Here is a 25,657-nt window from a genome sequence, read left to right as displayed (position 1 = left end):
CTCACGACTCCCCGTCGGTTCCTGCTGCTGAATCGGCGTCGAGGGCGGCCTGGGCCGCCTCCGCCGCGGGTGTACCCGGCCGGCGCCGGATAGCCCAGCCTTCGATGTTGCGCTGCGGCGGCGCCGACACCGCGAGTGTGCCCGGCGGGACGTCCTCGCGGATCACGGCACCCGCACCACTGTAAGCGCCGTCACCGATGTGCACCGGGGCGACGAAGGTGTTGTCGGCACCCAAGCGGACATACGACCCGATAACGGTCCGGTGCTTGTTCACGCCGTCGTAGTTCACGAACACGCTGGAGCAGCCGATGTTGCTGTGCTCGCCGATCGTGGCATCGCCGACGTAGGTCAGGTGCGGCACCTTCGTGCCGGCGCCGATCTCGGCGGCCTTCGTCTCGACGAACGCGCCCAGCTTCACCTTGACGCCGAGCTTCGTGCCCGGCCGCAGGTAGGTGAACGGGCCGATGGTGACGCCGTCGCCCAGTTCCGAGTCCGAGCCGTGCACGCGCACCACCGAGGCACCCGCGCCGATCGTGACGTTCGTCAGCGTGCTGTCCGGCCCGACCGTGCTGCCCTCGCCGACCGACGTGGTGCCCTTGAGCTGCACGCCGGGCTCGACGACGACGTCACGGGCGAGGGTCACGCCGGCGTCGATCCAGGTCGAGGCCGGGTCGACGATCGTGACGCCCTCGCGCTGCCACCGCCGCACGATCCGGCGGTTGAGCTCGGCGCCGAGCGCCGAGAGCTGCACGCGGTCGTTGACGCCCTCGGTCAGCCACGGGTCGTCGACGACGAGCGCGCCGACGTGGAGCCCGTCGCCGTTCGCGATGCCCAGCACGTCGGTGAGGTACAGCTCGCCCTGCGCGTTGTCGGTCGACAGCCGCGAGAGGCCGTCGCGCAGCACGGCGGCGTCGAAGGCGTACACGCCCGAGTTGATCTCGGTGATCTCCGCCTGGTCCGGCGTCGCGTCCTTGTGCTCGACGATCCCGGTGACCTTGCCCGCGCTGTCGCGCACGATCCGGCCGTAGCCGCTCGGGTCGGCGACCACCGAGGTGAGCACCGTGACCGCGTTCTTCGCCTCGGTGTGCTCGTCGAGCAGCGCGCCCAGGGTCGCGGTGTCGAGCAGCGGGACGTCGCCGTAGCTGACGAGCACGGTGCCGGTGAGGTCCGGCGGCAGGGTCGCGAGTGCGCAGGACACCGCGTGGCCGGTGCCCTTCTGCTGGTCCTGCACGGCCGTGCCGACGGCGCGCCCGAGGGTTTCGCCGACGTGGGCGAGGTGCTCGCCGACGGCCTCGCGGCCGTGACCGACCACCACCACGAGGTGCTCGGGGTTCAGTCCGGCGGCGGCCCGGACGGCGTGCTCGACCAAGGGCCGCCCGGCGATCGGGTGCAGCACCTTCGGCGTCGAGGAACGCATGCGGGTGCCCTCACCCGCGGCGAGGATCAACGTGCTCAGCGGGCCGGTCAACGGCGCTCCCAACGATGGCTCCGGTCGCCGCTTTCACGTGAAAGTGATCCGGAGGCGGCCTCCAGGTCACTTTCACGTGAAAGTGACGCTTTAGTCGGGCTCAGATCCTAACTGTGCTCTTCGGCGTCCCACGTGGGGTCGGTCGGAGCGGCCTCGCCCGCCCACGCGGCGGCCGGGTCGGCGGCCATCGAGTTGGCCGACGCCACCTGGTTGCCACCCCCGCGTTTCGCCTGGTACATGGCCGCGTCCGCGCGCGCGAGGACCTGCTCGCCGCGCTCCTGCGGCCGCAGCGAGACCAGCCCGATCGACAGCGTGACGCCGTGCGAGAGGTGGTGCGGCAGGCCCGCGACGGACTTCACCGCGCGGCCGAGCGCCATCTTCGCCGCGGACGCCGGCGTGCCCGGAAGCAGGACGATGAACTCGTCGCCGCCGTAGCGCGCCACCAGGTCGTCGCCGCGCAGGGCGTCACGAAGCGTGCTCGCCACGACACGCAGCACGTTGTCGCCCTCGGCGTGCGACTGCTTGTCGTTGACGCCCTTGAAGCCGTCGAGGTCGACCAGCGCGACCGCCAGCGGTTGCGCGTCGGCCGAGGACGCGAGCTGGCGCAGCTTCTCGTCCAGCGCGCGCCGGTTCGGCAGGCCGGTGAGCGGGTCCTGCAGGGCCTGCTGGGTGATCGCGCCGTGCTCGGCGGACAGCCGTTCGTGCTCGCGGCGGGCGTTCAGCGTGGCGATCTGCGACTCGCGCAGGCTCCACATCTCGGATTCGAGGCGCCGCGCGTAGTCGATCAGCGATTCGCTGGCCCCGGACGCGTAGTCCGGGGTGGTGTCGAGCCGGGCCAGCTCGCGGGCGATGTTCAGCCGCATCGACGGCTGCGACGTGTCGTCCGAGATGGACTGGCGGGTCTCGCGCAACACCGTGAGGGCCTCTTCGCGGCGGCCCTCCTTGTCCAGGCAGCGCGCCAGCGCGATCGCGACGATCTCCCGGTCGTGCCCGAACGCGCGCTCGGCGTAGAGGTTCTCCAGCCGCTCGATGTGCTCGGCTCCCGGCTGGTTCAGCGCCGGTGCCGCGGCCAGGACGCCGACCTGGTCGATCGCCGCGACGTTCGCCTTGCGCGGGAACAGCGACTCGGCGAACGGGCCTTCGGCGGCCGCCCCCATCGACGCCGCGGTGCGGAACTTCGCGGCGCTCTCGTCGTACTCGTCGATGCGCTCCAGCCGCAGGCCCCAGCCGAGCAGCATCTTGATGCGGTTGATCAGCTGCAGGGCGATGTCGTGCGGGCTCGCGCTCTCGCGGATCGCCGCGGCGGCCCGGCCGATCGCCTCCTCCGCCGCTTCGTAGACGCCGAGCTGGTTGAGCACCAGCCAGCAGTCGATCAGCGTCGAGGAGAGCAGCCGGTTCCAGTTGCGCAGCCCGACCTGCCGGTCCGGGATGGTGGAGTCGTCCAGGATGGCCAGCGCCCTGGCGATCTCGGTGAGCGCGGCGTCCTCCTGCGCGGCGACCACGAGGCGCCGCCCGCGCAGCGCGTGCGCGTCGGCCCGCAGCAGGGCGATGCCGTGCCGCCGGGTGTGCGCGAGCATCTCGTCGAGCCGGGGCTCGGCCTCCGCGGCCAGGCCCTTGGTGGCCAGCCGGGCGAGGGCCGACGATCGCAGCAGCTGGGCCACGAGCAGGGGTTCACCACGCCGCTGGGTCTCGTCGAGCAGCTCGTCCATCATCGCGACGATCTCGAGCTGCTGGGTGTACTCGTGGCGCTGGACCGCGGCGTTCAGCTCCCGCGCGCGCCCGACGATCCAGGCATCGGACATCTCGGCCAGCGCCGGCCGCCTGGCCGCCACCGGGTCGGTCGCCTCTTCGGTCAGCGCCAACCTCCCGTGTCGTGGGGCTTCGGGTCTTTCTGCTGCTCCGCCGCCAGGATTCGAACCTGAACTGTCAGAACCAAAATCTGAAGTGCTGCCGATTACACTACGGCGGATCGATCCTGGTCAGGATAGCGACGATCGGGTGTCGTCCGCGCGGGGGATGCGTTATGCGGCTGTCCGCCGGGTACCCGGGTTCCGAAGTGCCGGTGTGAGTTCGGGCTCTCCCCAGCCGCCCGAACCTCCTGTACCGTAACTTACGGCATCGTAGGTTAGGGCGCCCTTGGTAAGAAGGCGTGCCTGCGTAGGAAGAAGTGAAGCGTATGACGGCCACGCTCGACCGTTCTCAGCCCACCGGAGAACCTTCGGCTCCCAAGGGGCCCAAACCTGTCATTGAAGGAACGCGCGGAATCGGCGTGCAGCTGTCGGTCTACTTCGGCGTGATCGCGCCGCTGGTGGCCCTGCTGGTCGCCGTGCCGTTCGCCTGGGGCTGGGGCCTGAGCTGGGTCGACGTCGGCGTCTTCGTGCTGTTCTACGCGATCAGCGGGCTCGGCATCACCGTGTCGTACCACCGCTACTTCACGCACGGCTCCTTCAAGGCCAAGCAGTGGCTGCGCGTGTTCATGGCCATCGCGGGCAGCATCGCCCTGCAGGGCCCGGTGATCACCTGGGTCGCCGACCACCGCCGCCACCACGCGTTCTCCGACCGCGACGGTGACCCGCACTCGCCGTGGGCGTTCGGCACTTCGCCGTGGGCCATCGCCAAGGGCTTCTGGCACGCGCACATGGGCTGGCTGTTCGAACGCGACCAGACCAACGCCGAGCGCTTCGCGCCCGACCTGGTCAAGGACCCGGCGATCAAGAAGGTCGACGACCTGTTCTGGCTGTGGGCGCTGGTGAGCCTGCTGCTGCCGGCGCTGATGGGCGGCCTGATCTCGTGGTCGTTCTGGGGCGCGGTGACGGCGTTCTTCTGGGCCGGACTGGTCCGCATCTGCGTGCTGCACCACGTGACCTGGTCGGTCAACTCGATCTGCCACATGATCGGCGAGCGCCCGTTCGCCGCCCGTGACAAGTCGGCGAACTTCTGGCCGCTGGCGATCTTCTCCTTCGGCGAGTCGTGGCACAACCTGCACCACGCCGACCCGACGTCCGCGCGGCACGGCGTCAAGCGCGGCCAGATCGACATTTCCGCGCGGCTGATCTGGATCTTCGAGAAGTTCGGCTGGGTGCACGACGTGCGCTGGCCGACGCCGCAGCGATTGGCCCGAATCGCCACGGAAAAGAGCTAGGCAACTAGGCTGCCCCGATGGCGGCGAGACGACGTTCGAAGCGTGAGCAGGTCACCGGGGCACGTCCGGCCGTCCCGGTGACCCGCGTCCGGATGACCGGGACGGAGCGGCGTCAGCAGCTGCTGAACGTGGCACGGGCGCTGTTCGCCGAGAAGGGTTTCGACGGCACGTCGATCGAGGAGATCGCGCACCGCGCCAACGTGTCGAAACCCGTGGTCTACGAGCACTTCGGCGGCAAAGAAGGCATCTACGCGGTGGTCGTCGACCGCGAAACGCAGCTGCTGCTCGACCGGATGATCTCGACGCTGCACGGCGGTCACCCGCGGGTGATGCTGGAGCAGGCGGCGACGGCGCTGCTCTCGTACGTCGAGGACTCCCACGACGGCTTCCGCATCCTGGTCCGCGATTCCCCGGTGGCGAGCTCGACGGGGACGTTTTCCACCGTGCTGAACGACATCGCGAGCCAGGTGGAGCACATCCTGGCCCAGCAGTTCGGATCCCTCGGCTACGACGAGAAGCTGGCGGCGCTGTACGCGCAGGCGCTGGTGGGCATGGTCGCGCTGACCGGCCAGTGGTGGCTGGACGCGCGCAAGCCCAAGCGCGACGAGGTGGTCGCGCACCTGGTCAACCTGGCGTGGAACGGGCTTTCGCACCTGGAGCACAAGCCGAAGCTCCGGCTGGGTTACTAATCCGGCCAAAAGTGGGCCGACCCCCACGCGGCACGTAACCGTTGCTACGAACCCATTCGGCCGTGACTGTGGTCGGATTGGTAACGATCGGCACAGTAGCGGAAACCGTTCGACGGCCCTGCCACAGTGGTGGGTATGGCTCTGACCACCGAGGACGTCCGGCTCATGCAGGGGCTGGCACAGCGGGTCGCCGCGACCCGCCCGGATCTGGTGAACACCGACGCGTCGTTCGGCGAGCTGGCCTGGAACTGGGGCAAGGACCACGCCGTGCACGGGGAGAGCCGGCGGCACCGGCTGTGGTTCTCCGGCGCGGAGCTGGTGGCCTGGGGCTGGGCCCAGCTCCCGCGCCGGGTCCGGCTGAGCGACGGGTCGGCGAAGGACATCACCGGTGCTTATCTGGCGTACCAGGTGGATCCCGGCCACGCGGGGTTGCTCGACACCGCCTCGGAGGCCGGCCCGGACGCCGCGGTCCAGTCTCATGTGGACGCTTGGGCACCCACGTCGTACACGGTTTCGTCGTACGAGGGCGTCCGGCGGGCGCCGGGATACCGCGGCGACCTGCACATCCTGGTGGAAGCCCCGGATGGGACGATGGCGTGTTCGGCGATCATGTGGCTCGACGACGTGAACGAGACCGTCGAGTTCGAGCCGGTCGGTACGCACCCGGCCTACCGGCGCCGCGGCCTGGCGAGGGCGCTGTTGGTGCACGGGCTGCACTTGGCACTGGCCGCGGGGGCCAGGCACGCGACGGTCGCCAGCATGGGGACGCCGACGCAGGCGCGAGACCTGTACTACAGCGTCGGGTTCCGGGAACTGTCGCGGGACGCGCCGCTCGTCAAAACCCGGGCCGGTACGGCGAATGCCCGGTAGGCGTTGCTCAGGTGAGCTGCCCGGTGTCGTGCAGGTGGTCGAAGATGAGCTTGTCCACCGCGGAAACCCGGCCGCGGTCGGCGTATTCCAGCCACGCGGCTTCCTCGATCTCGCTGCTCGCCTCGAGGGTTCCGCGGTACTCCGCGGTGTAGCAGGTCATCCGGACCCGCGTGCCCGCCGCGTGGCCGTGCGCCTGCGCCTCGAACGTGCCTGCCGGGGTGATCGATTCGACCGCGATCTCGACGTCGAGTTCTTCGCGGATCTCGCGGACCAGCGTTTCGACGTCCGACTCGCCGGGCTCGCGCTTGCCGCCGGGGAGGTAGTAGACGTCTTTGCCGCGTGAGCGCGTGCTCAGGATCCGGCCGTCCACCACGTGGAGCCAGGCGATCTTGTCGATCACGCCAGCCCGGCCAGTGCCTCGTCCGTCGTCACGACCGTGCCCAGCCGCGGGAAGATCTTCGTGATCGCGTTTTCGTGCGAGATTCCCGAAAGCGCCGTCATCGCGTCGGACACCGCGACCGTGTCGTAGCCGTGGTCGGCGGCCGCGCGCAGGGTCGACTCGACGCCGAACTCCGTCGCGATGCCGCCGAACACCACCGTGCGGATGCCCGCGCCGCGGAGGAACTCGTCGAGGTCCGTGCCCGCGAAGCCGCCGATCGTGTACTTCGTGACGATCTTGTCGTCGCCGGGCTCGAAGACCAGCTCGTTGCCCGGCGGGTTGCCCGGCCGCGAGACCTTCACGATCACCACCGGCGCTCCGGCCCGGCGGAACGCGGCGCGCAGCCGCAGTGCGTTCGCGACGACTTCTTCGCCGGTGTACGGCGTGGTCGGCAACGTCACGACCCGTTCCTGCAGGTCGATCAGCAGGAGCGCGGCGGTGGCCGGGTCGATCTTCGTCATGACCCGATCCTAGGCACTAAGGTCGGGGGCATGGGGAACACCAGGGAAGTCGTGGTGACCGGCGGCGGCACGGGCATCGGGTACGCCGTCGCGGCCGCCTTCGCCGGCGCGGGCGACCGCGTCACGATCACCGGGCGCCGCGAAAAGGTGCTCGCCGAAGCTGCGACGCTCTCGGGCGCGCGGCCCGTCGTGTTCGACGCCGCCGATCCCGCGGCCCTCGAAGCCGCACTGACGGAGTTGCCCGACCGCGTCGACGTGCTCGTCAACAACGCCGGGGGCAACACGGACTTCCTGGACGAGAACGGCGACGCGGAAGGCCTGGCCGGCTTCGCGGCCGCGTTCGAACGGAACCTGCGGTCCAATGTGGTCAGTGCCGCGCTCGTCACCCACGCGCTGCGCGAACGGTTCGCCGAGGGGGCGCGGATCATCACGATCGGCTCGATCGCCGCGCACACCGGCGCCGGGTCCTACGGTGCCGCGAAGGCCGCGGTCGAGGGCTGGAACGTCAGCGTGGCCAGGGAGTTCGGCCCGCGCGGGATCACCGCGAACATCGTGGCGCCGGGACTGATCGGGGACACCGAGTTCTTCCACGGGCAGCTGAGCGACCGCCGCCGGGAGTGGCTCGTCGGCAACACGATGAACAAGCGCCCGGGCACGCCGGACGACGTCGCCGCCGTCGTGACGTTCTTGGCGAGTCCCGCCGCCGGGCACGTCACCGGTCAGGTCGTGCACGTCAACGGCGGCGCCCACCTGGGACGCTAGCCGCTGCCGGTCCGGCCCGGACGGCACGGTTTGGAGCCGGTCCCCGGAACGCCAGGTCGGCGGTGGCGCTCGGGGGACCGGTGCGGTGCTGCCGCGGGAACGCTTTCTTCGGACCGCGTCCAACACGCGTCGGGGACGGGCGAAACCTCTGGTGCACACCATGGTCCGCGATCCGCCGCCCGGGCGGAAGTGTCCACGGCACCGCGCGGCCGTGGCTTTCGCACGGTCAGGCCGGGGTGACCCGCAGCAGCTTGTCGTCGGTGCCGTCGGACGTCGTCACGTAAAGCGCGCCGTCCGGGCCGCTGCGGACCGCGCGCAGGCGGCCGAACTTGTCGTTGAACTCCGGCGGCAGCGAGACGTCGAGGACCTTGCCGGCCGGGTCCAGGTGAAACAGCAGCAGCTTCTGGCCCTTGAGCGCCACCACGACGAGTGCGCCGTCGTTCGGGCCCCACTGCGCGCCGGTCAGGAACGCGTCGCCGCTGATCGCTTCGGTGATCTTCCCGGACGTCCACAGTGGACTCACTGCGGCCGGGAACCGCTTGAGGTCGGTCATCGGCACGCTCTCGTCGTAGCTCGGGTCGGTGCCGCCCTTCGACGGGTCCCAGCCGTAGTTGGCGCCGGGTTTGAGCAGGTTGACCTCGTCGTCGAACGTCGGCCCGTGCTCGGCGGTGATCACCTGGCCGCTGCCCGGCCGGATCGCCACGCCCTGGACGTTGCGGTGGCCGTAGGTGTAGATCAGCCGCTCGCGCGGGTTCGCCGACGTGATGAACGGGTTGTCCGGCAACGGGTTCCCGGTCTTCGCGTCCAGCCGCAGCACCTTGCCGCCGAGGGAGTGACGGTCCTGGGCGATCGTCGACTTCGCCGTGTCGCCGGTGCCGACGAGCAGCGCGCCGTCCGGGGCGAACGTCGGGCGGCAGCCGGAGTGCCTGCCGCTGGGGTTCACCGGCAGCCCGGTGAGCAGGTTCTTCACCTTCGTCGCGCTCGCGCCGTCGTCGGCCAGCCGCCACGTGACCAGCCGGATGTCGACGGCCTTGCCGCCCTCCTGGTGGTCCTGGCAGGTGATGAACTCGCGGCTGGTCGAGAAGTCGGGGCTGACGGCCATGCCGAGCAGCCCGCCTTCGCCGTTTACGAGGACGTCGGAGAAGTCGGTGCGCACCTCGGACGCCTTGCCGTCGCGGATCAGCGCGAGCTTGCCGGGCCGCTGTGGCACGAGGATGCCGCCGTCGGGCAGGAAGCCGACGTCCCAGCCGTGTTCGAGGCCGGCGGTCACCGTTTCGACCTTGAACTTCCCGGTCGCCGCGGCCGGGGTGGGAGCGGGCGGCACGCTCTGGACAGGCGCGCTGGCCGCCCCCGAACAGCCCAGGACCGCCCAAGACACCACGCCGATGAGAGCCAGCACACGCCGCATACGGCTCATCCTGCCATCAAGCGGTGAAATCGCCGTTCGCCGCCGCGTGGGTGAGGAAGCCCAGGTCCGCTTCGCCAGGGAGGTAGTGCCCGGTGCCGGGCACCAGGTCCACCACGGCACCCGCCGCTTCGAGCCGTCGTTTCGTCGTCGCGGAGTCGACCATGGCGTCTTCCGCTCCGGCGACGGCGTACACCGGCATGGTCAGCCGGCCCAAGGCCGCGTCGCCGAAGACCGGGAACGGCCCGGTGCGGTACCGGTAGTTCGCGGACACCAGCAGCTGGTGCGCCACGATCGGCGACGACGCCGGTTCGCCCAGCACGCCGGCGACGGACTTCCGCCGCCCTTTCTCGCCGAGCAGGGTCAGCAGGACCGCCTTGACGACGAACCCCTTCTTCATCGGGCCGATGCCGATCGGGCACCGCAGAGCCAGCGCGGCGACGCGCTCCGGCCGCCGGGTCGCGTAGTCGAGGGCGAGCCAGCCGCCGAACGACGACGTCAGGAAGGCCGCTTTGGCGACGCCGAAGTGGTCCAGCACGACGTCCAGCCAGCGTGCGTACCGGTCGCTGTCGAGCGGCGGCCGCGTCTGGGCGCTCATCCCCGGCTCACCGATGATGTCGACCGCGTACACGCGGAACCGTCCGGTCAGCGACGGGATCCGGTGGGCCCACTCCGCGGAGTTGCTCCCGGAGCCGTGGAGCAGCATCAGCGGTGGGGCTTCGGCCGGTCCCGCGACCAGGACGAACGTCTCGCCTTCGGGCGTCGGTACGCGTACTTCGTCACGGGGACCTGGCCACGCCCGCAGGGCGTCGAGGTACCGCTCGCGGAGGAGGCGAGCCCCGTCTTCCGACTTGTATATGGTCATGCAAAGTACTCTAAACCACCTTACCAAAGGGATAGATAGGGATTGATCAGGAACCAGGGCGCACCAACCCGCACTCGTACGCGAAGACCACCGCGTGGACCCGGTCGCGCAGCCCCAGCTTGCCCAGGATCCGGCCGACGTGCGTTTTCACCGTCGTCTCGCCGATGTACAGCTTCGCCGCGATCTCGCCGTTCGACAGCCCGCGCGCGATGAGGCCCAGCACGTCCTTCTCGCGTTCGGTCAGCACGCCGAGCTTCTCGACGTCCACGGGGTCGCGGTCGTCGGCGAGGTACCGGTCGAGCAGCCGCCGCGTGACCGACGGCGAGACCATCGAATCGCCGCGCAGCACACCGCGGATCGCGACGAGCATCTCTTCCGAGGGCGCGTCCTTCACCAGGAAACCGCTGGCACCGCCGCGCAACGCGGCGTACGCGTACTCGTCGAGGTCGAAGGTCGTGATGATGAGGACGCGCACGTCCGGCAGCTCCGCGCAGATCCGCTCGGTCGCCGCGACGCCGTCCAGCACCGGCATCCGGATGTCCATCAGCACCAGGTCCGGCCGCAGCTCGCGGGCCATCGCGATGGCTTCTTCGCCGTTGGCGGCCTCGCCCGCGACCGCGAGGTCGTCCTGGCTTTCGACGATCATGCGCAGCCCGACGCGGACCAGCTGCTGGTCGTCGCAGAGCAGGATCCTGGTGGTCACGGCCGGACCACCAGGCTCGCGCAGACGCGGTATCCGCCGTCGGGCAGTGGCCCGGCCGACAGCTCGCCGTGGTACATCTCGACGCGCTGGCGCATCCCGGCCAGGCCGCGCCCGGACGACGGCAGTGCCGGGGCCGGCGACGCGCGGCCGCCGGTGTTGGTCACCTCGATCCGGATTTCGGGTGGCTCGAAGGCGACGCTGACGCGGCCGGTCGCGTCGGCCGGGGCGTGCTTGATCATGTTGGTCAGTGCCTCCTGGACGATTCGGTAAGCCTGGAGCGCGGCGCTCGCGGGCAGGGTGCCCGGGTCACCGGTGACGTCGAGCGTGACGTCGCGTCCGGACTGCTCGACGAGCCCGCGCAGTTCGTCGAGCGTCGGCTGGGGACTGCGCGCCGCCTGGCCGGCGTGCAGGACTTCGAGGAGCCGCCGCAGCTCGGCCAGCGCGTCCCGGCCGGTGTGGACGATCGTGTCGAGCGTGCGGTCGACGGCCGCGGGATCGCGACGCCGGGCGAGCTTCGCGCCCTCGGCGTTCAGCACGATCACGCTCATGCTGTGCGCCAGCACGTCGTGCAGCTCGCGCGCGATCCGGGTGCGTTCTTCCGCGACCGCCGCGCGCGACTGGGCCTCGGCGAGCTTCTCCTCCTCCGCGGTGAGCTCTTCCTTGGTGCGGAAGAACTCGCCGAGCGCCCACGCCGCGATGTGCAGCGGGAGAGTGGCGGCGATCGTCAAGGTCGGGTTCCCGGTTTCCGGCGCGTAGAGGGTTACCCACTGGACGTCGAGCACGACGATCGCGAAGGCGATCAGCGCAGCGAACCACCGGTGCCCCAGCTTCACGAGGGTGAAGAGCACGACCGCCATGGCCAGTTCGGTGCGGCCGCGGTCGTACGCCCAGATCTCGTCGAAGTACACCGCCGCCGCTCCGGCGATGATCAGGACCGCCACCGTGCGCGGAAACCGGCGGCGCAGCAGCAACGGGAGCAGGAACAGCAGCGGGATCGCGCGGAGGCCCCACGAACCGGTGCCGTTCCAGTTCGGGCCCAGCAGGAGGAACACGGCGTACAGCGGCAGGTCCACCGTCCACCGGTGCCGGCGTACCCACATCACGAGTCGTTCCACACCCCCGAACGTAATGCCGGGGGCCTGTCCGGGGCGTCCTTCCTGCGGCCCCGATCTTGTCCTCCTTCGGGAGGACAAGGCCGGTCGATCCGGCGGATTCGCGGCCACCCCCGCCGTTCCTAGCGTCGGGGCCATGTCGATCACCAGTGAATTCCTCCGCCACCCGCTGTTGACGGGCGCGATCGCGCCGAGCTCGCCGTGGCTGGCCGAAACGATGACCGCCGGCCTCGGCCTCGAACGCGCGGCCCGCGTGGCCGAGCTCGGTCCGGGCACCGGCGTGTTCACCGAAGCCGTCCTCGCGCTGCTTCGCCCCGAAGCGCGGCTGACGGCCGTAGAGATCAACCCGCGTTTCGCGGCATCGCTCAGCGAGCGGTTTCCCCAGGTCGACGTCGTCACGGGCTCGGCGGAACACCTCGCCCTGGACAACGTCGACGTCGTGGTCTCCGGTCTGCCCTGGACGGCCATGACCGCGGTGAGGCAGCAGCGCATCCTCGACGCGGTCACCGCGGCGCTGGCCTCGAACGGCCGGTTCACGACGTTCGCCTACGCCCACGCGGCCTGGACACCACCAGCGCGCCGCTTCGCCGCGTCGCTGCGAAGCCGTTTCGCTGTCGTAGAGCGCACTCCGGTCGTCTGGGGCAACCTGCCGCCCGCGTTCGTCTACCGCGCGGCGCTGCCGGTGACGGTGGGAAGGACCCGGCGTGGACAGTCTGCTGCGACCTCTGCTTGACGCGCCCGCGCCGCTCGTCTACCTGGTCTGCGCGCTGGTGATCACCGCGGAAACCGCGCTGCTGCCCGGCATCGTGCTGCCGACGCTGTCGACGCTGCTGCTGATGGGGTTCCTCGCCGAGCGGGGCACGCTCCACCTCGGACTCGCTTGGGTGGTGGCGGTCGCGGCGGCCGTGCTCGGCGACCAGCTCGCCTACCTCGAAGGGCGCCACTGGGGACCGCGCCTGGCCCACCGCGTCGGCCGCGAGCGCTGGGAGCGGGCGGAAACGGCGGTCGCGCGCTACGGCGTCCCGGCGGTGATCGCGGGCCGCTGCCTGGCCGGTGTGCGGACGCTGGTGCCGCGCGTCGCGGGGTCGGCGGCGATGCCGTACCGCCGGTTCGCGGCGGGCAGCGTGGCCGCGGCGGTGCTGTGGGCGAGCACGGAACTGCTCGTGGGTCACGCGACCGCGGCGGTGCTGTGAAGCCGGTCCGCGGTTTCGGCGTCCGCGGGCAGGAACGTCTCCAGCTTCAGCTCCGACACCGTCACGTCCGCCGCCGTCGCGAACGTCGTGATCGCGGTGATCAGCCGCAGTTCACCGACCGAAGTGGACAGCCGGACCGGCACCGCGAACCCCAGGTGCTCCGGGCCGGGCGCGGACGCCGGCGGCAGGTACCCCTCCAGTTCGGCGAGCTGCGCGGCCAGCCGTTCGTCCGGGATGCGGGCCAGGTCGTTGCGGAGGCGCTCGAGGATGTGCCGCGCCCAGTCGTCGAGGTTGGCCACGCGCGGCGCCATCCCGCGCGGGTGCAGCGCGAGCCGGAGCGTGTCGACCGGCTCTTCGAGGAGCTCGGGCGCGACACCTTCGACGAGCAGGGCGAACGCGTCGTTCTTCGCGACGAGCACGCCGTAGCGGTCGACGACGATCGCGGGGTAGGGCCGGTGGCCGTCGAGCAGCCGCCGCAGCCCGTCGAGCACCGGCCGGATCGCCGGGTCGCCGAGCCGTGTTTCGGGGTACGTCGGCGCGTAGCCGGCGGCGTGGAGCAGGCCGTTGCGCTCGCGCAGGGGCAGTTCGAGGGACTCGGCGACGCGCAGCACCATGCCGCGGCCGGGCACCGAGCGCCCGCTCTCCATGAAGCTCACGTGCCGCTGCGTCGTCCCCGCGCGCAACGCCAGGTCGAGCTGGCTGAGCCGCCGCCGGGTGCGCCAGTCCTTGAGCGCCGTTCCGAAGTCCACGGGTCCATCCTGCTCGGCCGCGCCATTCCCCGCGGGGAATTGAGGGCATTCCCGGCTTCGGCGACGCTTCGGGGCATGACGAACTGGGGCATGACGAACTACGGCCTGGTCATCCCGACCTACCAGCCCATCCTCGACGCCGGGCGGACCGCGCCGGAACTGGTCGAGGTCGCCGTTTCCGCGGAAGAGCTCGGCCTCGACTCGGTGTGGGTGGGCGACACGCTGGCGCGCGCCCCTCTCGACGCTTTCGCGATGCTCGCGGCCTTCGCGGCCCGGACCTCACGGGTGACGTTGGGGACGTCCGCGCTGCTCCCGGCCCTCCGGGATCCCATTCTCTCGGCGAACCAGCTGCTCTCGCTGGACCTCTTGAGTTCCGGCCGCCTCACGGTGGCCGTCGGCGCCGGGTTCGCGGGACGCAGCGAGCCGGAGTTCGCGTTCGCCGGGGTGCCGTGGGCCCGTCGCCGGGCTCGCCTGGACGACATCGTGGGGTTGTGGCGGGCGGCGTGGCGTGGCGAGTCGTCGTTCCACGGCTCGGTGCTGCACTACGACTCCCTGCCGTCGTTCCCGGCACCGGCGCGCCCGGGCGGTCCGCCGGTGTGGCTGGCGGCGTACACCCCGGGGGCGCTCTCGCGAATCGGGCGCCTGTACGACGGCTGGCTGCCGTACCCGCCGGACCCCGCGGACTACGTGTCGGGCTTGGCCCGGATCCGCGCGCTTGCTTCCCGCCCGGTGACCCCGGCGCTGTTCGCGACGGTCCTGGTGGAGGACGACGCCGACCGCGGGCGCGCGCTGCTGGAGGAGTACTGCCGGCGGAACTACGGGATGCCGGCGGACTTCGTGCGGGGGATCCAGATGCAGGTGACGGGGTCGGCGTCGGAAGTGGCGGCCCAGCTGCGGAAGTACGAAGGGGTGGAGCACTTCCTGCTGCGGGTCGCGAGCACCGAGCCGAAGGTGTTCGACGAGCAGCTGCCGCGGCTCGCGGAGGTGGTGAACCTGCTGCGCGCTTGAGGGTTCGACCACCGGCAAGCCTGCTCACCGGCGTGCGTGGCTGCCGCCGCGGCTGTTCCGGGCTGGTCCGGAGGCGGGCCCTGCCGGGCGAGCCGCTGCCGGCATCGCTCAACTCCGTGAATGGCACATCGAGGGACTTCAAGTCCCTCGATGTGCCATTCACGGACTGTCGCGGCCGATCCGGACTTGTCGGGGGTGGCACGTAGGCTGGGGGCCGTGACCGACGCTCCACTGTCCGGACTCCTCACCGCCATCCTGCCCGACCCGGCCCTGCGCGGCGTGGTCGAGCGCGCCGGCGCGCCGCTGCTCGAGCTGCAGGGCCCGATCGCCGCCCGGCAGCTCGTCGCGGCCGCCCTCGCCGCCGATGCCGGTGCCGCGAAGCCCGTGCTCGCCGTCACCGCCACCGGCCGGGAGGCCGACGAGCTGACCGCGTCCCTGAAAGCACTCGTCGGCCGGGACAGAGTCGCCGACTTCCCGTCCTGGGAAACCCTCCCGCACGAGCGGCTCTCCCCGCGCGCCGACACCGTCGGCCGCCGGCTGGAGGTGCTGCACCGGCTGAAGACCGAGGACGACACCCTGCGCGTCGTCGTCGCGACCGTCCGCAGCCTGATCCAGCCCATGGCGCCCGGCCTCGGGTCCCTCGCCCCGGTCGACCTCGTCGTCGGCGAAGAGCAAAGTTTCGAAGGCCTCCTCGAACGGCTCGTCGAGCTGGCCTACACCCGGGTCGACATGGTCGAGAAGCGCGGCGAGTTCGCCGTCCGCGGCGGCATCCTCGACCTGTTCGGGCCGACCGCGCAGCACCCCGTCCGGGTGGAGTTCTGGGGCGACGAGGTCAGTGAGATCCGCGCGTTCGCCGTCTCCGACCAGCGGTCGCTGCCCGGCGAGATCCCGCGGGTCACCGCGCCGCCGTGCCGCGAGCTGCTGCTCACCGGGCCGGTCAAGGAAAAGGCCGCGGAGCTGGCGAATACGTACGAAGCCGACGCGCACCTGGCCGAGATGCTCACCAAGCTGGCCGACGGCATCCCGGTCGAGGGCATGGAAGCGCTCATCCCGGTTCTCTGCGAAGGGGAGCTGGAGCTGCTCACCGACGCGATGCCGGTGGGCACCCACGTCCTGCTCACCGACCCGGAGAAGATCCGCGCCCGCGCCGCCGACCTCGTCCGCACCGGCCAGGAGTTCCTCGAAGCGTCCTGGACGACGGCCGCGGCGGGCGGCCAGGCGCCGATCGACCTCGGCGCGTCCGCCTACCGCGGGCTCGACGAGATCGCCTCCCACGCGCAGGACACCAAGCGTGCCTGGTGGACCCTCACCCAGCTGACCAGCGAAGATCCCGACGTCTACCGCGTCTCGGTCGAGGCCGCGCCCGCCTACCGCGGCGAGCTCGAGCGCGCGATGACGGACCTGCGCGCGCACACCGCGGCGGGCGGCACGGCGGTGCTCGTCGTCGCCGGTCAGGGCACCGCGGCGCGCGCGGTCGAGCAGCTGTCGGCCGCCGACGTCCCGGCGACCCAGGCCGCGGACGGCCTCGCCGGAGCGCCGGCCGCGGGCCTGGTCACGGTCACGTGCGGCGGCCTCACCGACGGGTTCGTCTCGCCGGAGCGCGCCCTGGTCGTGCTCAGCGAAGCGGACCTCACCGGCCGCGGCGCCGGCGCCGGAACGTCCACAAAGGACCTGAACACCAAGATGCCGTCCCGGCGGCGCAACGCCGTCGACCCGCTCGCCCTCAAGACGGGCGACTACGTCGTGCACGACCAGCACGGCATCGGCCGGTTCGTCGAGATGGTGCAGCGCACGGTGGCGGGCGCGACGCGCGAGTACCTCCTGCTGGAGTACGCCTCGTCCAAGCGCGGCCACCCGGGTGACCGGCTGTTCGTGCCCACCGACCAGCTCGACGAGGTCTCCCGTTACGTCGGGGGTGAGCTGCCCACGCTCAACAAGCTCGGCGGCTCCGACTGGAAGAACACCAAGGCCAAGGCCAAGAAGGCGGTCAAGGAGATCGCCGCCGAGCTCGTCCAGCTGTACGCCGCGCGCCAGGCCGCGCCCGGGCACGCGTTCGGCGCGGACACGCCGTGGCAGGGCGAACTCGAAGACGCCTTCCCGTTCACGGAGACGAACGACCAGCTCGCCGCCATCGACGAGGTCAAGGCCGACATGGAACGCGGCGTCCCGATGGACCGCGTCATCTGCGGCGACGTCGGCTACGGCAAGACCGAGATCGCCGTGCGCGCCGCGTTCAAGGCGGTGCAGGACGGTAAGCAGGTCGCGGTCCTCGTCCCGACGACGCTGCTCGCCCAGCAGCACCTGAACACGTTCCACGAGCGGATGCGCTCGTTCCCGGTGACGATCAAGGGCCTGTCCCGGTTCACGAACAAGACCGAGTCGGACATCATCCTGGAGCAGCTGGCCGGCGGCGAGGTCGACATCGTCATCGGCACGCACCGCCTGCTGCAGACCGGTATCCGCTACAAGGACCTCGGTCTCGTGATCGTCGACGAGGAGCAGCGGTTCGGCGTGGAGCACAAGGAGCACATCAAGGCGCTGCGCACGCACGTCGACGTGCTCACCATGTCGGCGACGCCGATCCCGCGCACGCTGGAGATGTCGCTGGCCGGCATCCGCGAGATGTCGACGATCCTGACCCCGCCGGAAGACCGCCACCCGATCCTGACGTACGTCGGCGCGTACGACGACAAGCAGGTCGGCGCGGCGATCCGCCGCGAGCTGCTGCGCGACGGCCAGGTCTTCTACGTCCACAACCGCGTCTCCTCGATCGAGAAGGCCGCGCGGCGGATCCGCGAGCTGGTGCCGGAGGCGCGGGTCGTCACCGCGCACGGCCAGATGAACGAGGACAAGCTCGAAAAGATCATCCAGGGCTTCTGGGAAAACGAGTACGACGTCCTGGTGTGCACGACGATCGTCGAGACCGGACTCGACATTTCGAACGCCAACACGCTGCTCGTCGAGCGCGGCGACCTGCTGGGCCTGGCCCAGCTGCACCAGCTGCGCGGCCGCGTCGGGCGTGGACGTGAGCGCGGGTACGCCTACTTCCTGTACCCGCCGGAGGCCCCGCTGACGGAGATGGCCCACGACCGGCTGGCGACGATCGCCCAGAACACCGAGCTCGGCGCGGGCATGGCCGTCGCGATGAAGGACCTCGAGATCCGCGGCGCGGGCAACATTCTGGGCGCGGAGCAGTCGGGGCACATCGCGGGTGTGGGCTTCGATCTCTACGTGCGGTTGGTCGGCGAAGCGGTCGATGCGTTCAGGCGGCACGCGGGCGCGGAGCCGGCCGAGGAAGAGGAGATGGCCGACGTCCGCGTCGACCTCCCGATCGACGCCCACATCCCGCACGACTACGTCCCGGGCGAGCGGTTGCGGCTGGAGGCGTACCGCAAGATCGCGGCGGCACCGGACACCGAGGGCCTCGACGCGGTGCGCGAAGAGCTGATCGACCGTTACGGCCAGCCGCCGGCGCCGGTCAACCGGCTGCTGGCGGTGGCGACGTTCCGGCACACGTGCCGCGAGGCGGGCGTGACGGAGGTGGCGGTCCAGGGCAATACGGTCCGGTTCGCGCCGCTGCCGCTGCAGGATTCGCAGATGGTGCGGTTGAAGCGGCTGTATCCGAAGGCGGTGTACAAGGCCGTGACGAACACGGTGTCGGTACCGAAGCCCACGGAGGGCCCGGCCGGCGGCCGGATCGGCGCGCCGACGCTGCGGGACGAAGAGCTGCTGAACTGGTGCACCAAGCTGCTGGTGCAGCTGACGAAGAAACCGGCGGCGGTGTAAAGGGCACCGGCGCCACATCGGGAGATTTCGTTGTGGCGCCGGGTTTGCGTACCCGGCGGCTCTGGTCGGTCACGAACTCCTGAGCCGGCTCGCTAACCGACTTCGCTGAACATCGGCGGCAGCGGCTCCGCCAGCCCCATCCGCACCGACTCGACCGGCACCGGAACCGCCCCGGCTCCCGCCATGGGCAGCGGCCGTGGCCTGCGGGGCATCCGCGACCCCGAGCCCCCACCCCGTCCCGGGTACACGAGCAGGCCGCGCGCCGGGTCCGGGACCGCGTCGAGGGCCGCCGTCACGACCGGCAACCCCCGGAACGCGTCGCGGCGCTCCTCCGAGGCGAACTCGATCTCCAGGACCACGCCCCAGCGGTGTTCGTGCCACACCCACTGCTCGGCGCCGTTCGTCAGGGCCGCTTCGGTGAGCGCGTCACCGCGGGCGAGCCGCCACAAGGAAGCCGTGGACTCGCCGTCGAACACTTCGATGGTCAGCCAGTGGTCCATAAGTCGACATTACCGCCGCCGTCACCCCATGGGTGTTGCGTTTCGGGTGCGATGGTGTGAGAGGGTATGCGCTGTGATGCGGATCATGGGGCGCCCTCGCGCGCTGGTCGCCGTCGTTGCCGGTGCACTTCTGCTCGCCGGGTGCGGCTCGGGCCCCAGCCAGGTCGGCGCCGCCGTGATCATCGGCGACCGCTCGATCTCCGTCGACCAGGTGCAGAACCTGATCGACAAGGCCGTCCGCGAGCAGCCGTACGCGCGGAAGCTCGCCAGTGAGCACAAGCTCGACGTCGTCGGCCGGGCCGTCGTCAGCCAGCTCGTCCTGCACGAGCTGCTCGCCGAGGCCACGGAAAAGCACGGCATCACCCCCAACTACGCGCAGATCGACACCCAGCTGGCGAACGACCCCCTCAACGGCCCGGTCCCCGCCGACGCGAGCGACGAGACCCAGGCGGTCAACCAGGTCGTCGCCCGCGCGCGCGACCACCGCGAGGAACTGACCGACACCTACCTCGCCCAGGCGCTGACCGACAAGATCCTCCCGAACCTGTCGGTCGGCTTCGACTACACGTCGATCGGTGTGGTGGCGGACCCCGGCACCGGCGTCACGCCCCAGGGAGCCGAAGCGAAGAAGGCGGCCTTCGACCTCGCCCGGCAGTTCGCCGCCGACCCGGCGGCCGCGACCAAGCGGATCGGCTCCGACCTCCAGTACCTGACGGCGTTGCGGCAGCAGTCGGGCAACCCCGAAACGGTCCCGGGGTTCGTCGGTGCCGGCAACGTGGTGCCGGCGGCACAGGCGGGCACGCTCGCCACCACGCCGCTCTTCGGCTCGACGACCGGCTCGGCCGTGGTCATGCCGTTCCCGGGTCAGGAGAGTGCCTGGCTCGTCGCGGTGATCCGGCAGCGGACCGATGACAAGCCCGTCGCCACGGAGAAGGCGCCGGAGCTCGACGCGTCCACGAAGACCGCGATCGGCATGCGGCAGCTGCAGCCGCTGTTCGACGAGCTGGGTGTGCGCGTCAACAAGCGGTACGGCGTGTGGGACGCCGTGGCCATGAACGTCGCGCCGAGCGCGGACGGTTCCCAGGGCACCGTGCTGTCCCCGGGTGGTTCCGGTCGTACCCAGCAGTGAGCACGGGTGTCGTCGTAGTCGTCCGCGGGGCGACACTGCCCGCCGCGGCACTGAAGATCCTGCGTGACTCCACCGCGGTCTACGCGGCGACGGACGTCGACCCCGCCTTGTTCGGCGTCCCGGCGGTCACCGAGGCGCCTTCGCTGGTGGACGTCGTGCTGCTCGCCGGGTCGCGGGGCGAACCCGCGGCGGCGTTGCTCATCGCGACCGGCGCCGAGGTCATCGAGACGCCGGTGCCGCCGCTGGTCGAGGCCGCCGACGTGATGGACCGGCTCCGCTCGCCCGGCGGCTGCCCGTGGGACGCGGTCCAGACGCACGACTCGCTGCGGCAGTACCTGGTCGAGGAGACCTACGAACTGCTCGACGCCATCGAGGAAGGCGATCGCGAGGCGCTGCGCGAAGAGCTCGGCGACGTCCTGCTGCAGGTGCTCTTCCACGCGCGCGTCGCGGCCGAGGACCCCGAAGACCCGTTCGGCATCGACGACGTCGCCGCGGCGCTCGTCGCGAAGCTGGTCGGCCGGCACCCGCACGTCTTCGCCGACGCCGACCAGGTGCACACGGTCGAGCACCAGAACGTCAAGTGGGAAGAGCTGAAACAGCGCGAGAAGCAGCGTCGATCCATTGTGGACGGTGTGGCGCTCGGTCAGCCCGCGGTCGCGCTGGCGGGCAAGCTGGGGCAGCGCTCCGGGCGCGCGGGCATTCCGCTCGACCTCTTCCCCGAAGGTTCCGGCGTGGCCGCCCAGCTGTTCCGCGTCGCGGCCACGGCGCGCCGCGCGGGTGTCGACCCCGAGGGTGAGCTGCGGGCGCTGGCGAAGCAGTTCGCGAAGGACATCCAGGCCGCCGAAGAGGCCGCCCGCGACGCCGGGCTCGAGCCGACGACCCTGGAAGCCGACGGCTGGCGGAAGTTCTGGCCCACGCGCTGAGTGTGACTCCGAATGTGACGCAGCACACAATCGTGTGAGAACCGTTTCCGGACATCCGGCGTCTTGCCTGGTGTGAGACAGAAGCCACTGGAGCACGCCGACGAGGAGCACCTCGTCCGGCGCACGGCCAAGGGCGACCGCGCGGCGTTCGAGGAGCTCTACCGCCGCACGTCGCCCTGGCTCGTCGTGCGCCTGCGCCGCCGGTGCGCGGACGAGCAGATCGTCGCCGAGGTCATGCAGGAGACGTTCCTGGCCGTCTGGCGGGCGGCCGGCTCGTTCGCGGGTGCTTCGACCGGCGGGACCGCGGTCGGCTGGGTATGGACGATCGCCGCGCGCCGGCTGGTCGACGCGTTCCGCCGCCGGGCGCACCACGCGCAGCCGCCGCCGGAAGCGGCCCTCGACGTCGCGCCGGTGGCCGCGGCCGAAGACGAGGCGCTGGCGGCGACGATGGGCGACGAGGTCGGCGCCGCCCTGCGCGACCTCGCACCGGAGCTGCGGGCGGTGCTGCAGGCGATGGTGCTCGACGGGCTGACCGTCCGGGAGACCGCCGTCCTGCTGGGGCTGCCGGAAGGAACCGTCAAGACCCGCGCCCGGCGGGCGCGGATCGCGATGCGGGAGGCACTGTCATGAACCATGCACCGGACCGGCTCATCGCCGCGTACGTCGCGGGTGACGACCTCCCGGGTGACGAGCTGTGGGGTCTCGAAGCCCACCTCGAGACCTGCGCGGAGTGCCGGGCGCGGCTTGCCGAGGTGGCGCCCGTCCAGCCGGTGGTGGACTTCGTCTGGTCCCGGCTCGCGGACCGGATCGAATTGTCGGGTGTCCCGTTCCACGCGCCCCAGCCGTCGCCGCGGCCACGGCGGTTCCAGCGGTGGCGGCGGTGGCTCGTCACGTGGGTCACCCCGGCGATGGCGCCGTGGCTGGCGATGATCGCGGTGGTCACGCTGGCCGCGGTGCTGCTCGACCAGATCTGGCGCGCGGCGCTCGACGTCACGGCGGTGCAGCTCTTCGCCCCGGTGCTGCCGGTGCTCGGGGTCGCCGCGTCGTGGGCGAGGGGGCTCGACCCGGCCTACGAGGTCGTGACCGCGACGCCGCGGGCTGGGCTCTACCTGATCGTCCGGCGGACAGTGGCGGTGCTCGCCGCCGTCCTGCCGGTGCTCGGCGTCGCCGGGTGGCTGACCGGTACCGGGTCCGCGCTCTGGCTGCTGCCGAGCCTGGCCTTCACCACCGGCACGCTGGCGCTCGGCGGGGTGATCGGGATCAGCAGGGCGGCGTACGCACTGATCGCGGTGTGGATGGCGATCGTCGTGCTGCCGTCCTTCGCCCAGCCGGGGCAAACGTTTGCGCTCAGCACCGGTGCGCTGCCGGTGTGGGCGGGGATCTTCGCGCTGACCACGGTGGTCGTCGTCCTGCGCAGGGCGGCGTTCACCCGGCTCGGCGCTCATCACTAGGGAGGACAAGATGCGGGCAGTAGGAGCCGCCGAGGTCGCGCCGACGACCTACGCCTGGGAAATCCGGGCGCAGGGACTGAAGGTGCGGGTGGGGCGGCGGAAGATGGCCGTGGACGGGCTGGACCTGTCCCTCGGCAAGGGGGTCCACGGGTTGCTCGGGCCGAACGGCGCGGGCAAGACGACGCTGATCCGGGCGCTGGCGACGGTGCTGCGGCCGGCCGAAGGCACGCTGACGCTCCTCGGGGCGCCGGCCGGAGGGCACACCGGCCAGCGGGAGCTGCGCCGCCGGATCGGCTACCTGCCCCAGAACTTCGGGTACTACAAGCGGTTCACCGTGCGGGAGTTCGTCGAGTACATGGCGTGGCTCAAGGAGATGTCCAAAAAGGACATTCCAGGTGCGGTGCAGCGGGCGGTGGAGCGCGTCGGCCTCGCCGACCGCGCCGACGACCGCATGAAGACGCTGTCGGGCGGCATGGTGCGGCGGGTCGGGATCGCGCAGGCGATCGTCAACGACCCCGACGTCCTGCTGCTCGACGAGCCGACGGCCGGCCTCGACCCGGCGCAGCGGGTGCGTTTCCGCGAGCTGGTCGGCGAGCTGGGCCACGACTCGTGCGTGCTGATCTCGACGCACCTGGTCGAAGACGTCGCGACGGCGTGCACCGACGTCGTGCTGTTCGCCGCGGGCAAGCTCGTGTTCCAGGGCACTCCGGACGGGCTGGCCGCGGCGGGCACCCCGGACCACGTCGGCGACAGTCCCATCGAACGCGGCTACGCGGCTCTGCTGAACCACGAGCCGGGCAAGGGGGAGTGGTGATGTCCGCACACACGGAAGGCCGGCTCGTGATCGAAGGGTCGACGCGTGTGTCTGAAGGGTCGACACGCGTGATTGAAGGGTCGACACGCGGGGTGCCGGTCGTGGTCGGGGTGGGGCGATGATCCTGCGCACCGAACTGCGGCGCTCGATCGCGCCCTGGGCCGGGCTCGCCGTGGTCGCCGTCGCGCTCGGGTTCCTGTTCCTGCTGTCCGGGCCGTGGTGGAAGGTGCCGGCGCCGTGGACGGCGAACACGACGACCACCGCACTCTGGGCCCGGTTCCTGCTGCAGATCCTGTGGCCGATCGTGGTCGGCGCCGGGGCGATCCAGGGCATGCGCGACAGCCGCTCCGGCATGACCGAACTGCTCGCGACGACACCGCGGCCCGGCCGGCAGCGGGTGGCGAGGCTGGCCGGCGCCGTCGGTGCGTCGACCGCGCTGGGCTACCTGGTCGTGTTCGGCGTTGGCGTCGTCGAAGTCTTCGCGCACAACGGCTTCTTCTCGCCGAGTTTCGTGCCGGTACTCCTCGTCGGGCTGCTCGGCGTCGTCGCCGGGAGCTGGCTGGGGCTGGCGGTCGGACGGCTGCTGCCGCATCCGCTGGCCGCGCCCGGGCTGGCCGTGCTGACGCTGGTCGGGACGACACTCTGCTGGATGTCGCTCGAACCGGTGCCGGGCGCGGTCCTGCCCGTCCGCGCCGGCCCGCTGGCCCCGGTGCTCGCCGAGCCGCGGGGCTCGATGGTGACGACCACGACGTCGCTCGACATCGGGCAGGCCGTCTGGTTCCTCGGCCTCGCCGCGACCGGCTTCCTGCTGCTGGCGGTGAACTCCGCGCGAGCACGGCTGCTGAGCCTGCTGCCGCTCGTCGCGGGCGCCGCGATCGCGGTGCCGCTGTTTCCCGCGGTGCCCGGCGACGCACTCGCCACGGACCGCTTCGCCGCGCGGAAGGTCTGCGACGGCCCGATCTGCGTCGCGGAACTGCATCGCGACCGGCTCGCCGCGTTGGCGGGCCCGGGACGCGAAGCACTGGCGATGCTGGCGAAGCTGCCCGGAGCGCCGACGCTGATCGAGGAACAGGTCGAGCCCGTCTCCGTGACCGAGCGCGTCCGGCGTGACGCCGGCGTCGTCTACCTGGACTTCCAGCGCAACGGCGAACTGCTGACGGCGGACGCGAGCGCGCTGCGGGTGGCGGTGCTGTCCGGTGCGGGCGTGCCTTCCTGCGAAGGGGAGAACGCCGCCAGCGTGTCCGACGTGGGCGCCCGGATGATCGCGGCGGCGTACTTCACCGGGGAGCTGAAATCGCTGCCCGAGTCCACCGGGAGATGGTTGAAGCCCCAATCCGGCCCCATTGCGGAGGCGTGGGAAAAGTTCCGCGCCCTCCCGCCGGACGTCCGGTTCGCGCGGGTCGCCGCGCTGCGGCAGGCGTTGCTGACGTGCCAGGGCGACCCGCTCGACACGCTGGTGCCGGGAGCCCTGCAATGAGGTGGGCGGTCTTGTACGCCCGGTCGCGGCAGCTGCCGGCGGCGGCCGCAGCCGTGCTCGCGGTGACGTTCGGGGTGTGGTTCCTGGGCCGGGACTCCTGGACCCCGATCCTGGTCGCGTTGACGCTCACCGCCGCGGTCGCGGTGGCGGCGATCGGGCTGAGCGGCCAGGACACCGACCTCGACCGGACCGCGGCCCTGCCGTGGCCGGTCCGGCGGTTCGCGCACCTGGCGCTGATCGGTGTCGTGGCCGGGGCACTGGTGCTGGGGGTGCAGGAGCTGGGCCCGTCCGCGGTCGACCTGGCGATCGTCGTGCGTGACGCGGCGGGTCTGGCGGGCCTGGCCGGCTTGGCGGCGACCTTCGCCGGCGGCCAGTTCGGCTGGACGCTCCCGCTGGCGTGGTACGCCGTCAGCCCGTTCGTCCCGCACGACGGTTCGACAGTGAGCCGCGTCACGGCGTGGCTCCTGCAGTCCCCGGAAACGGCGCCGGCCACCTGGACGGCGGTGGTGCTCGCGGTGCTCGGAGTGGTGTCCTACACGGGCTGGGGTGGCCGCCGCTAGCTGCGCAAACGTGCCCGGAAGAGGGGCATGCGAAGGCGGCTGGGAAACAGGAGGAGCGGAAAACCAACTCCCTCCATGTTTAACGTATAGCGCACAGGGGGGCTTGCCGCAAGACCCCCGTTGTCCCGCAAAATCGTCGTCCTGAGCCGGA

At 71.4% G+C, this 25,657-nt stretch carries 25 protein-coding genes and 1 tRNA gene; 15 read left to right on the top strand and 11 right to left on the bottom strand.

All coding sequences use genetic code 11. The features are described from left to right. Position 1: 1 nt before the first annotated feature. From glmU to A3CE_RS0117360, 3 genes are all read right to left on the bottom strand, one after another. Positions 2–1,468: a bifunctional UDP-N-acetylglucosamine diphosphorylase/glucosamine-1-phosphate N-acetyltransferase GlmU gene (gene glmU / locus A3CE_RS0117370; RefSeq protein ID WP_020641376.1), complete on the bottom strand. Its 1,467-nt coding sequence runs from the start codon at positions 1,466–1,468 to the stop codon at positions 2–4. Between the two features lie 107 nt (positions 1,469–1,575). Next, on the bottom strand, positions 1,576–3,330 hold the full coding sequence (locus tag A3CE_RS0117365; RefSeq protein WP_020641375.1) for a GGDEF domain-containing protein: 1,755 nt from the start codon (positions 3,328–3,330) through the stop codon (positions 1,576–1,578). 35 nt (positions 3,331–3,365) lie between these two features. Further along, a tRNA-Gln gene (locus tag A3CE_RS0117360) sits at positions 3,366–3,437 on the bottom strand. A gap of 207 nt (positions 3,438–3,644) precedes the next feature. On the opposite strand from A3CE_RS0117360, the gene A3CE_RS0117355 reads away from it, so the two are divergent. The 3 genes from A3CE_RS0117355 (at position 3,645) to A3CE_RS0117345 (ending at position 6,169) form a co-directional block, all read left to right on the top strand. Continuing rightward, on the top strand, positions 3,645–4,610 hold the full coding sequence (locus A3CE_RS0117355; protein ID WP_026468580.1) for an acyl-CoA desaturase: 966 nt from the start codon (positions 3,645–3,647) through the stop codon (positions 4,608–4,610). A 92-nt stretch (positions 4,611–4,702) separates the two neighbouring features. After that, positions 4,703–5,299, top strand: coding sequence for a TetR/AcrR family transcriptional regulator (locus A3CE_RS0117350; protein WP_026468579.1), 597 nt, complete (start codon positions 4,703–4,705; stop codon positions 5,297–5,299). Positions 5,300–5,434: 135 nt separating this feature from the next. Continuing rightward, a complete protein-coding gene (locus tag A3CE_RS0117345; protein ID WP_020641372.1) occupies positions 5,435–6,169 on the top strand; it encodes a GNAT family N-acetyltransferase in 735 nt (244 codons plus the stop codon). 7 nt (positions 6,170–6,176) lie between these two features. Here the strand turns inward: A3CE_RS0117345 and A3CE_RS0117340 are convergent, their stop codons facing one another. Both A3CE_RS0117340 and A3CE_RS51210 read right to left on the bottom strand, forming a co-directional pair. Continuing rightward, entirely contained in the window at positions 6,177–6,569 is a 393-nt protein-coding gene (locus tag A3CE_RS0117340; protein ID WP_020641371.1) for an NUDIX hydrolase, read from the bottom strand. Beyond that, a complete protein-coding gene (locus tag A3CE_RS51210) occupies positions 6,566–7,069 on the bottom strand; it encodes an isochorismatase family protein (RefSeq protein WP_020641370.1) in 504 nt (167 codons plus the stop codon). Before A3CE_RS51210 ends, A3CE_RS0117340 begins: the two co-directional genes overlap by 4 nt. Before the next feature lie 30 nt (positions 7,070–7,099). Here A3CE_RS51210 and A3CE_RS0117330 point away from each other — a divergent pair, with 30 nt between their 5' ends. After that, positions 7,100–7,831, top strand: a complete 732-nt coding sequence (locus tag A3CE_RS0117330) for an SDR family NAD(P)-dependent oxidoreductase (RefSeq protein WP_020641369.1) — start codon at positions 7,100–7,102, stop codon at positions 7,829–7,831. A 226-nt stretch (positions 7,832–8,057) separates the two neighbouring features. On the opposite strand, the gene A3CE_RS0117325 is transcribed toward A3CE_RS0117330, so the two are convergent. Genes A3CE_RS0117325 through A3CE_RS0117310 form a run of 4 tightly spaced genes read right to left on the bottom strand, consistent with a single transcriptional unit; the run spans position 8,058 to position 11,904 of the window. After that, positions 8,058–9,239: a PQQ-dependent sugar dehydrogenase gene (locus A3CE_RS0117325; protein WP_020641368.1), complete on the bottom strand. Its 1,182-nt coding sequence runs from the start codon at positions 9,237–9,239 to the stop codon at positions 8,058–8,060. A 16-nt stretch (positions 9,240–9,255) separates the two neighbouring features. Further along, positions 9,256–10,101: an alpha/beta fold hydrolase gene (locus A3CE_RS0117320; protein WP_020641367.1), complete on the bottom strand. Its 846-nt coding sequence runs from the start codon at positions 10,099–10,101 to the stop codon at positions 9,256–9,258. 46 nt (positions 10,102–10,147) lie between these two features. Continuing rightward, on the bottom strand, positions 10,148–10,804 hold the full coding sequence (locus A3CE_RS0117315) for a response regulator (protein WP_020641366.1): 657 nt from the start codon (positions 10,802–10,804) through the stop codon (positions 10,148–10,150). Then, positions 10,801–11,904 carry a sensor histidine kinase gene (locus A3CE_RS0117310; RefSeq protein ID WP_020641365.1) on the bottom strand — a complete coding sequence of 368 codons (1,104 nt, stop codon included), beginning with the start codon at positions 11,902–11,904 and terminating at the stop codon, positions 10,801–10,803. The genes A3CE_RS0117315 and A3CE_RS0117310 overlap by 4 nt, the downstream gene beginning before the upstream one ends. Positions 11,905–12,052: 148 nt before the next feature. Between A3CE_RS0117310 and A3CE_RS0117305 the strand changes: the two genes are divergently transcribed. Both A3CE_RS0117305 and A3CE_RS0117300 read left to right on the top strand, forming a co-directional pair. After that, positions 12,053–12,649, top strand: coding sequence for a class I SAM-dependent methyltransferase (locus tag A3CE_RS0117305; RefSeq protein ID WP_020641364.1), 597 nt, complete (start codon positions 12,053–12,055; stop codon positions 12,647–12,649). Next, positions 12,621–13,109, top strand: coding sequence for a DedA family protein (locus A3CE_RS0117300; protein WP_020641363.1), 489 nt, complete (start codon positions 12,621–12,623; stop codon positions 13,107–13,109). Before A3CE_RS0117305 ends, A3CE_RS0117300 begins: the two co-directional genes overlap by 29 nt. Here A3CE_RS0117300 and A3CE_RS0117295 read toward each other — a convergent pair. After that, positions 13,085–13,858, bottom strand: coding sequence for a helix-turn-helix transcriptional regulator (locus A3CE_RS0117295; protein WP_020641362.1), 774 nt, complete (start codon positions 13,856–13,858; stop codon positions 13,085–13,087). The genes A3CE_RS0117300 and A3CE_RS0117295 overlap by 25 nt on opposite strands. 90 nt (positions 13,859–13,948) lie before the next feature. On the opposite strand from A3CE_RS0117295, the gene A3CE_RS0117290 reads away from it, so the two are divergent. Further along, positions 13,949–14,866 (top strand): LLM class flavin-dependent oxidoreductase, encoded by a 918-nt coding sequence (locus tag A3CE_RS0117290; protein WP_020641361.1) that lies wholly within the window; start codon positions 13,949–13,951, stop codon positions 14,864–14,866. Positions 14,867–15,097: 231 nt separating this feature from the next. Then, positions 15,098–18,652, top strand: a complete 3,555-nt coding sequence (mfd, locus tag A3CE_RS0117285) for a transcription-repair coupling factor (protein ID WP_026468577.1) — start codon at positions 15,098–15,100, stop codon at positions 18,650–18,652. Positions 18,653–18,744: 92 nt separating this feature from the next. Here mfd and A3CE_RS0117280 read toward each other — a convergent pair whose 3' ends face one another. Continuing rightward, complete coding sequence (locus A3CE_RS0117280; RefSeq protein WP_020641359.1) at positions 18,745–19,152, bottom strand: hypothetical protein; 408 nt, start codon at positions 19,150–19,152, stop codon at positions 18,745–18,747. An 85-nt stretch (positions 19,153–19,237) separates the two neighbouring features. On the opposite strand from A3CE_RS0117280, the gene A3CE_RS0117275 reads away from it, so the two are divergent. The 7 genes from A3CE_RS0117275 (at position 19,238) to A3CE_RS0117245 (ending at position 25,506) form a co-directional block, all read left to right on the top strand. After that, positions 19,238–20,281 (top strand): SurA N-terminal domain-containing protein, encoded by a 1,044-nt coding sequence (locus A3CE_RS0117275; protein WP_245589541.1) that lies wholly within the window; start codon positions 19,238–19,240, stop codon positions 20,279–20,281. Then, complete coding sequence (locus tag A3CE_RS0117270; RefSeq protein WP_020641357.1) at positions 20,278–21,204, top strand: nucleoside triphosphate pyrophosphohydrolase; 927 nt, start codon at positions 20,278–20,280, stop codon at positions 21,202–21,204. The genes A3CE_RS0117275 and A3CE_RS0117270 overlap by 4 nt, the downstream gene beginning before the upstream one ends. Positions 21,205–21,276: 72 nt before the next feature. Further along, positions 21,277–21,834, top strand: coding sequence for an RNA polymerase sigma factor (locus tag A3CE_RS0117265; RefSeq protein ID WP_020641356.1), 558 nt, complete (start codon positions 21,277–21,279; stop codon positions 21,832–21,834). Beyond that, positions 21,831–22,655, top strand: coding sequence for a zf-HC2 domain-containing protein (locus A3CE_RS0117260; protein WP_020641355.1), 825 nt, complete (start codon positions 21,831–21,833; stop codon positions 22,653–22,655). Before A3CE_RS0117265 ends, A3CE_RS0117260 begins: the two co-directional genes overlap by 4 nt. 10 nt (positions 22,656–22,665) lie before the next feature. Beyond that, positions 22,666–23,469, top strand: coding sequence for an ABC transporter ATP-binding protein (locus A3CE_RS0117255; protein ID WP_020641354.1), 804 nt, complete (start codon positions 22,666–22,668; stop codon positions 23,467–23,469). Between the two features lie 118 nt (positions 23,470–23,587). Next, positions 23,588–24,946 (top strand): hypothetical protein, encoded by a 1,359-nt coding sequence (locus A3CE_RS0117250; RefSeq protein ID WP_020641353.1) that lies wholly within the window; start codon positions 23,588–23,590, stop codon positions 24,944–24,946. Continuing rightward, positions 24,943–25,506 (top strand): hypothetical protein, encoded by a 564-nt coding sequence (locus tag A3CE_RS0117245; protein WP_020641352.1) that lies wholly within the window; start codon positions 24,943–24,945, stop codon positions 25,504–25,506. The genes A3CE_RS0117250 and A3CE_RS0117245 overlap by 4 nt, the downstream gene beginning before the upstream one ends. Positions 25,507–25,657 lie beyond the last annotated feature (151 nt).

This window comes from Amycolatopsis balhimycina FH 1894 (assembly GCF_000384295.1).
Lineage (GTDB): Bacteria > Actinomycetota > Actinomycetes > Mycobacteriales > Pseudonocardiaceae > Amycolatopsis > Amycolatopsis balhimycina.
The sequence above is the reverse complement of the archived record's forward strand: the minus strand, read 5'-3'. Positions and strand labels throughout refer to the sequence as shown.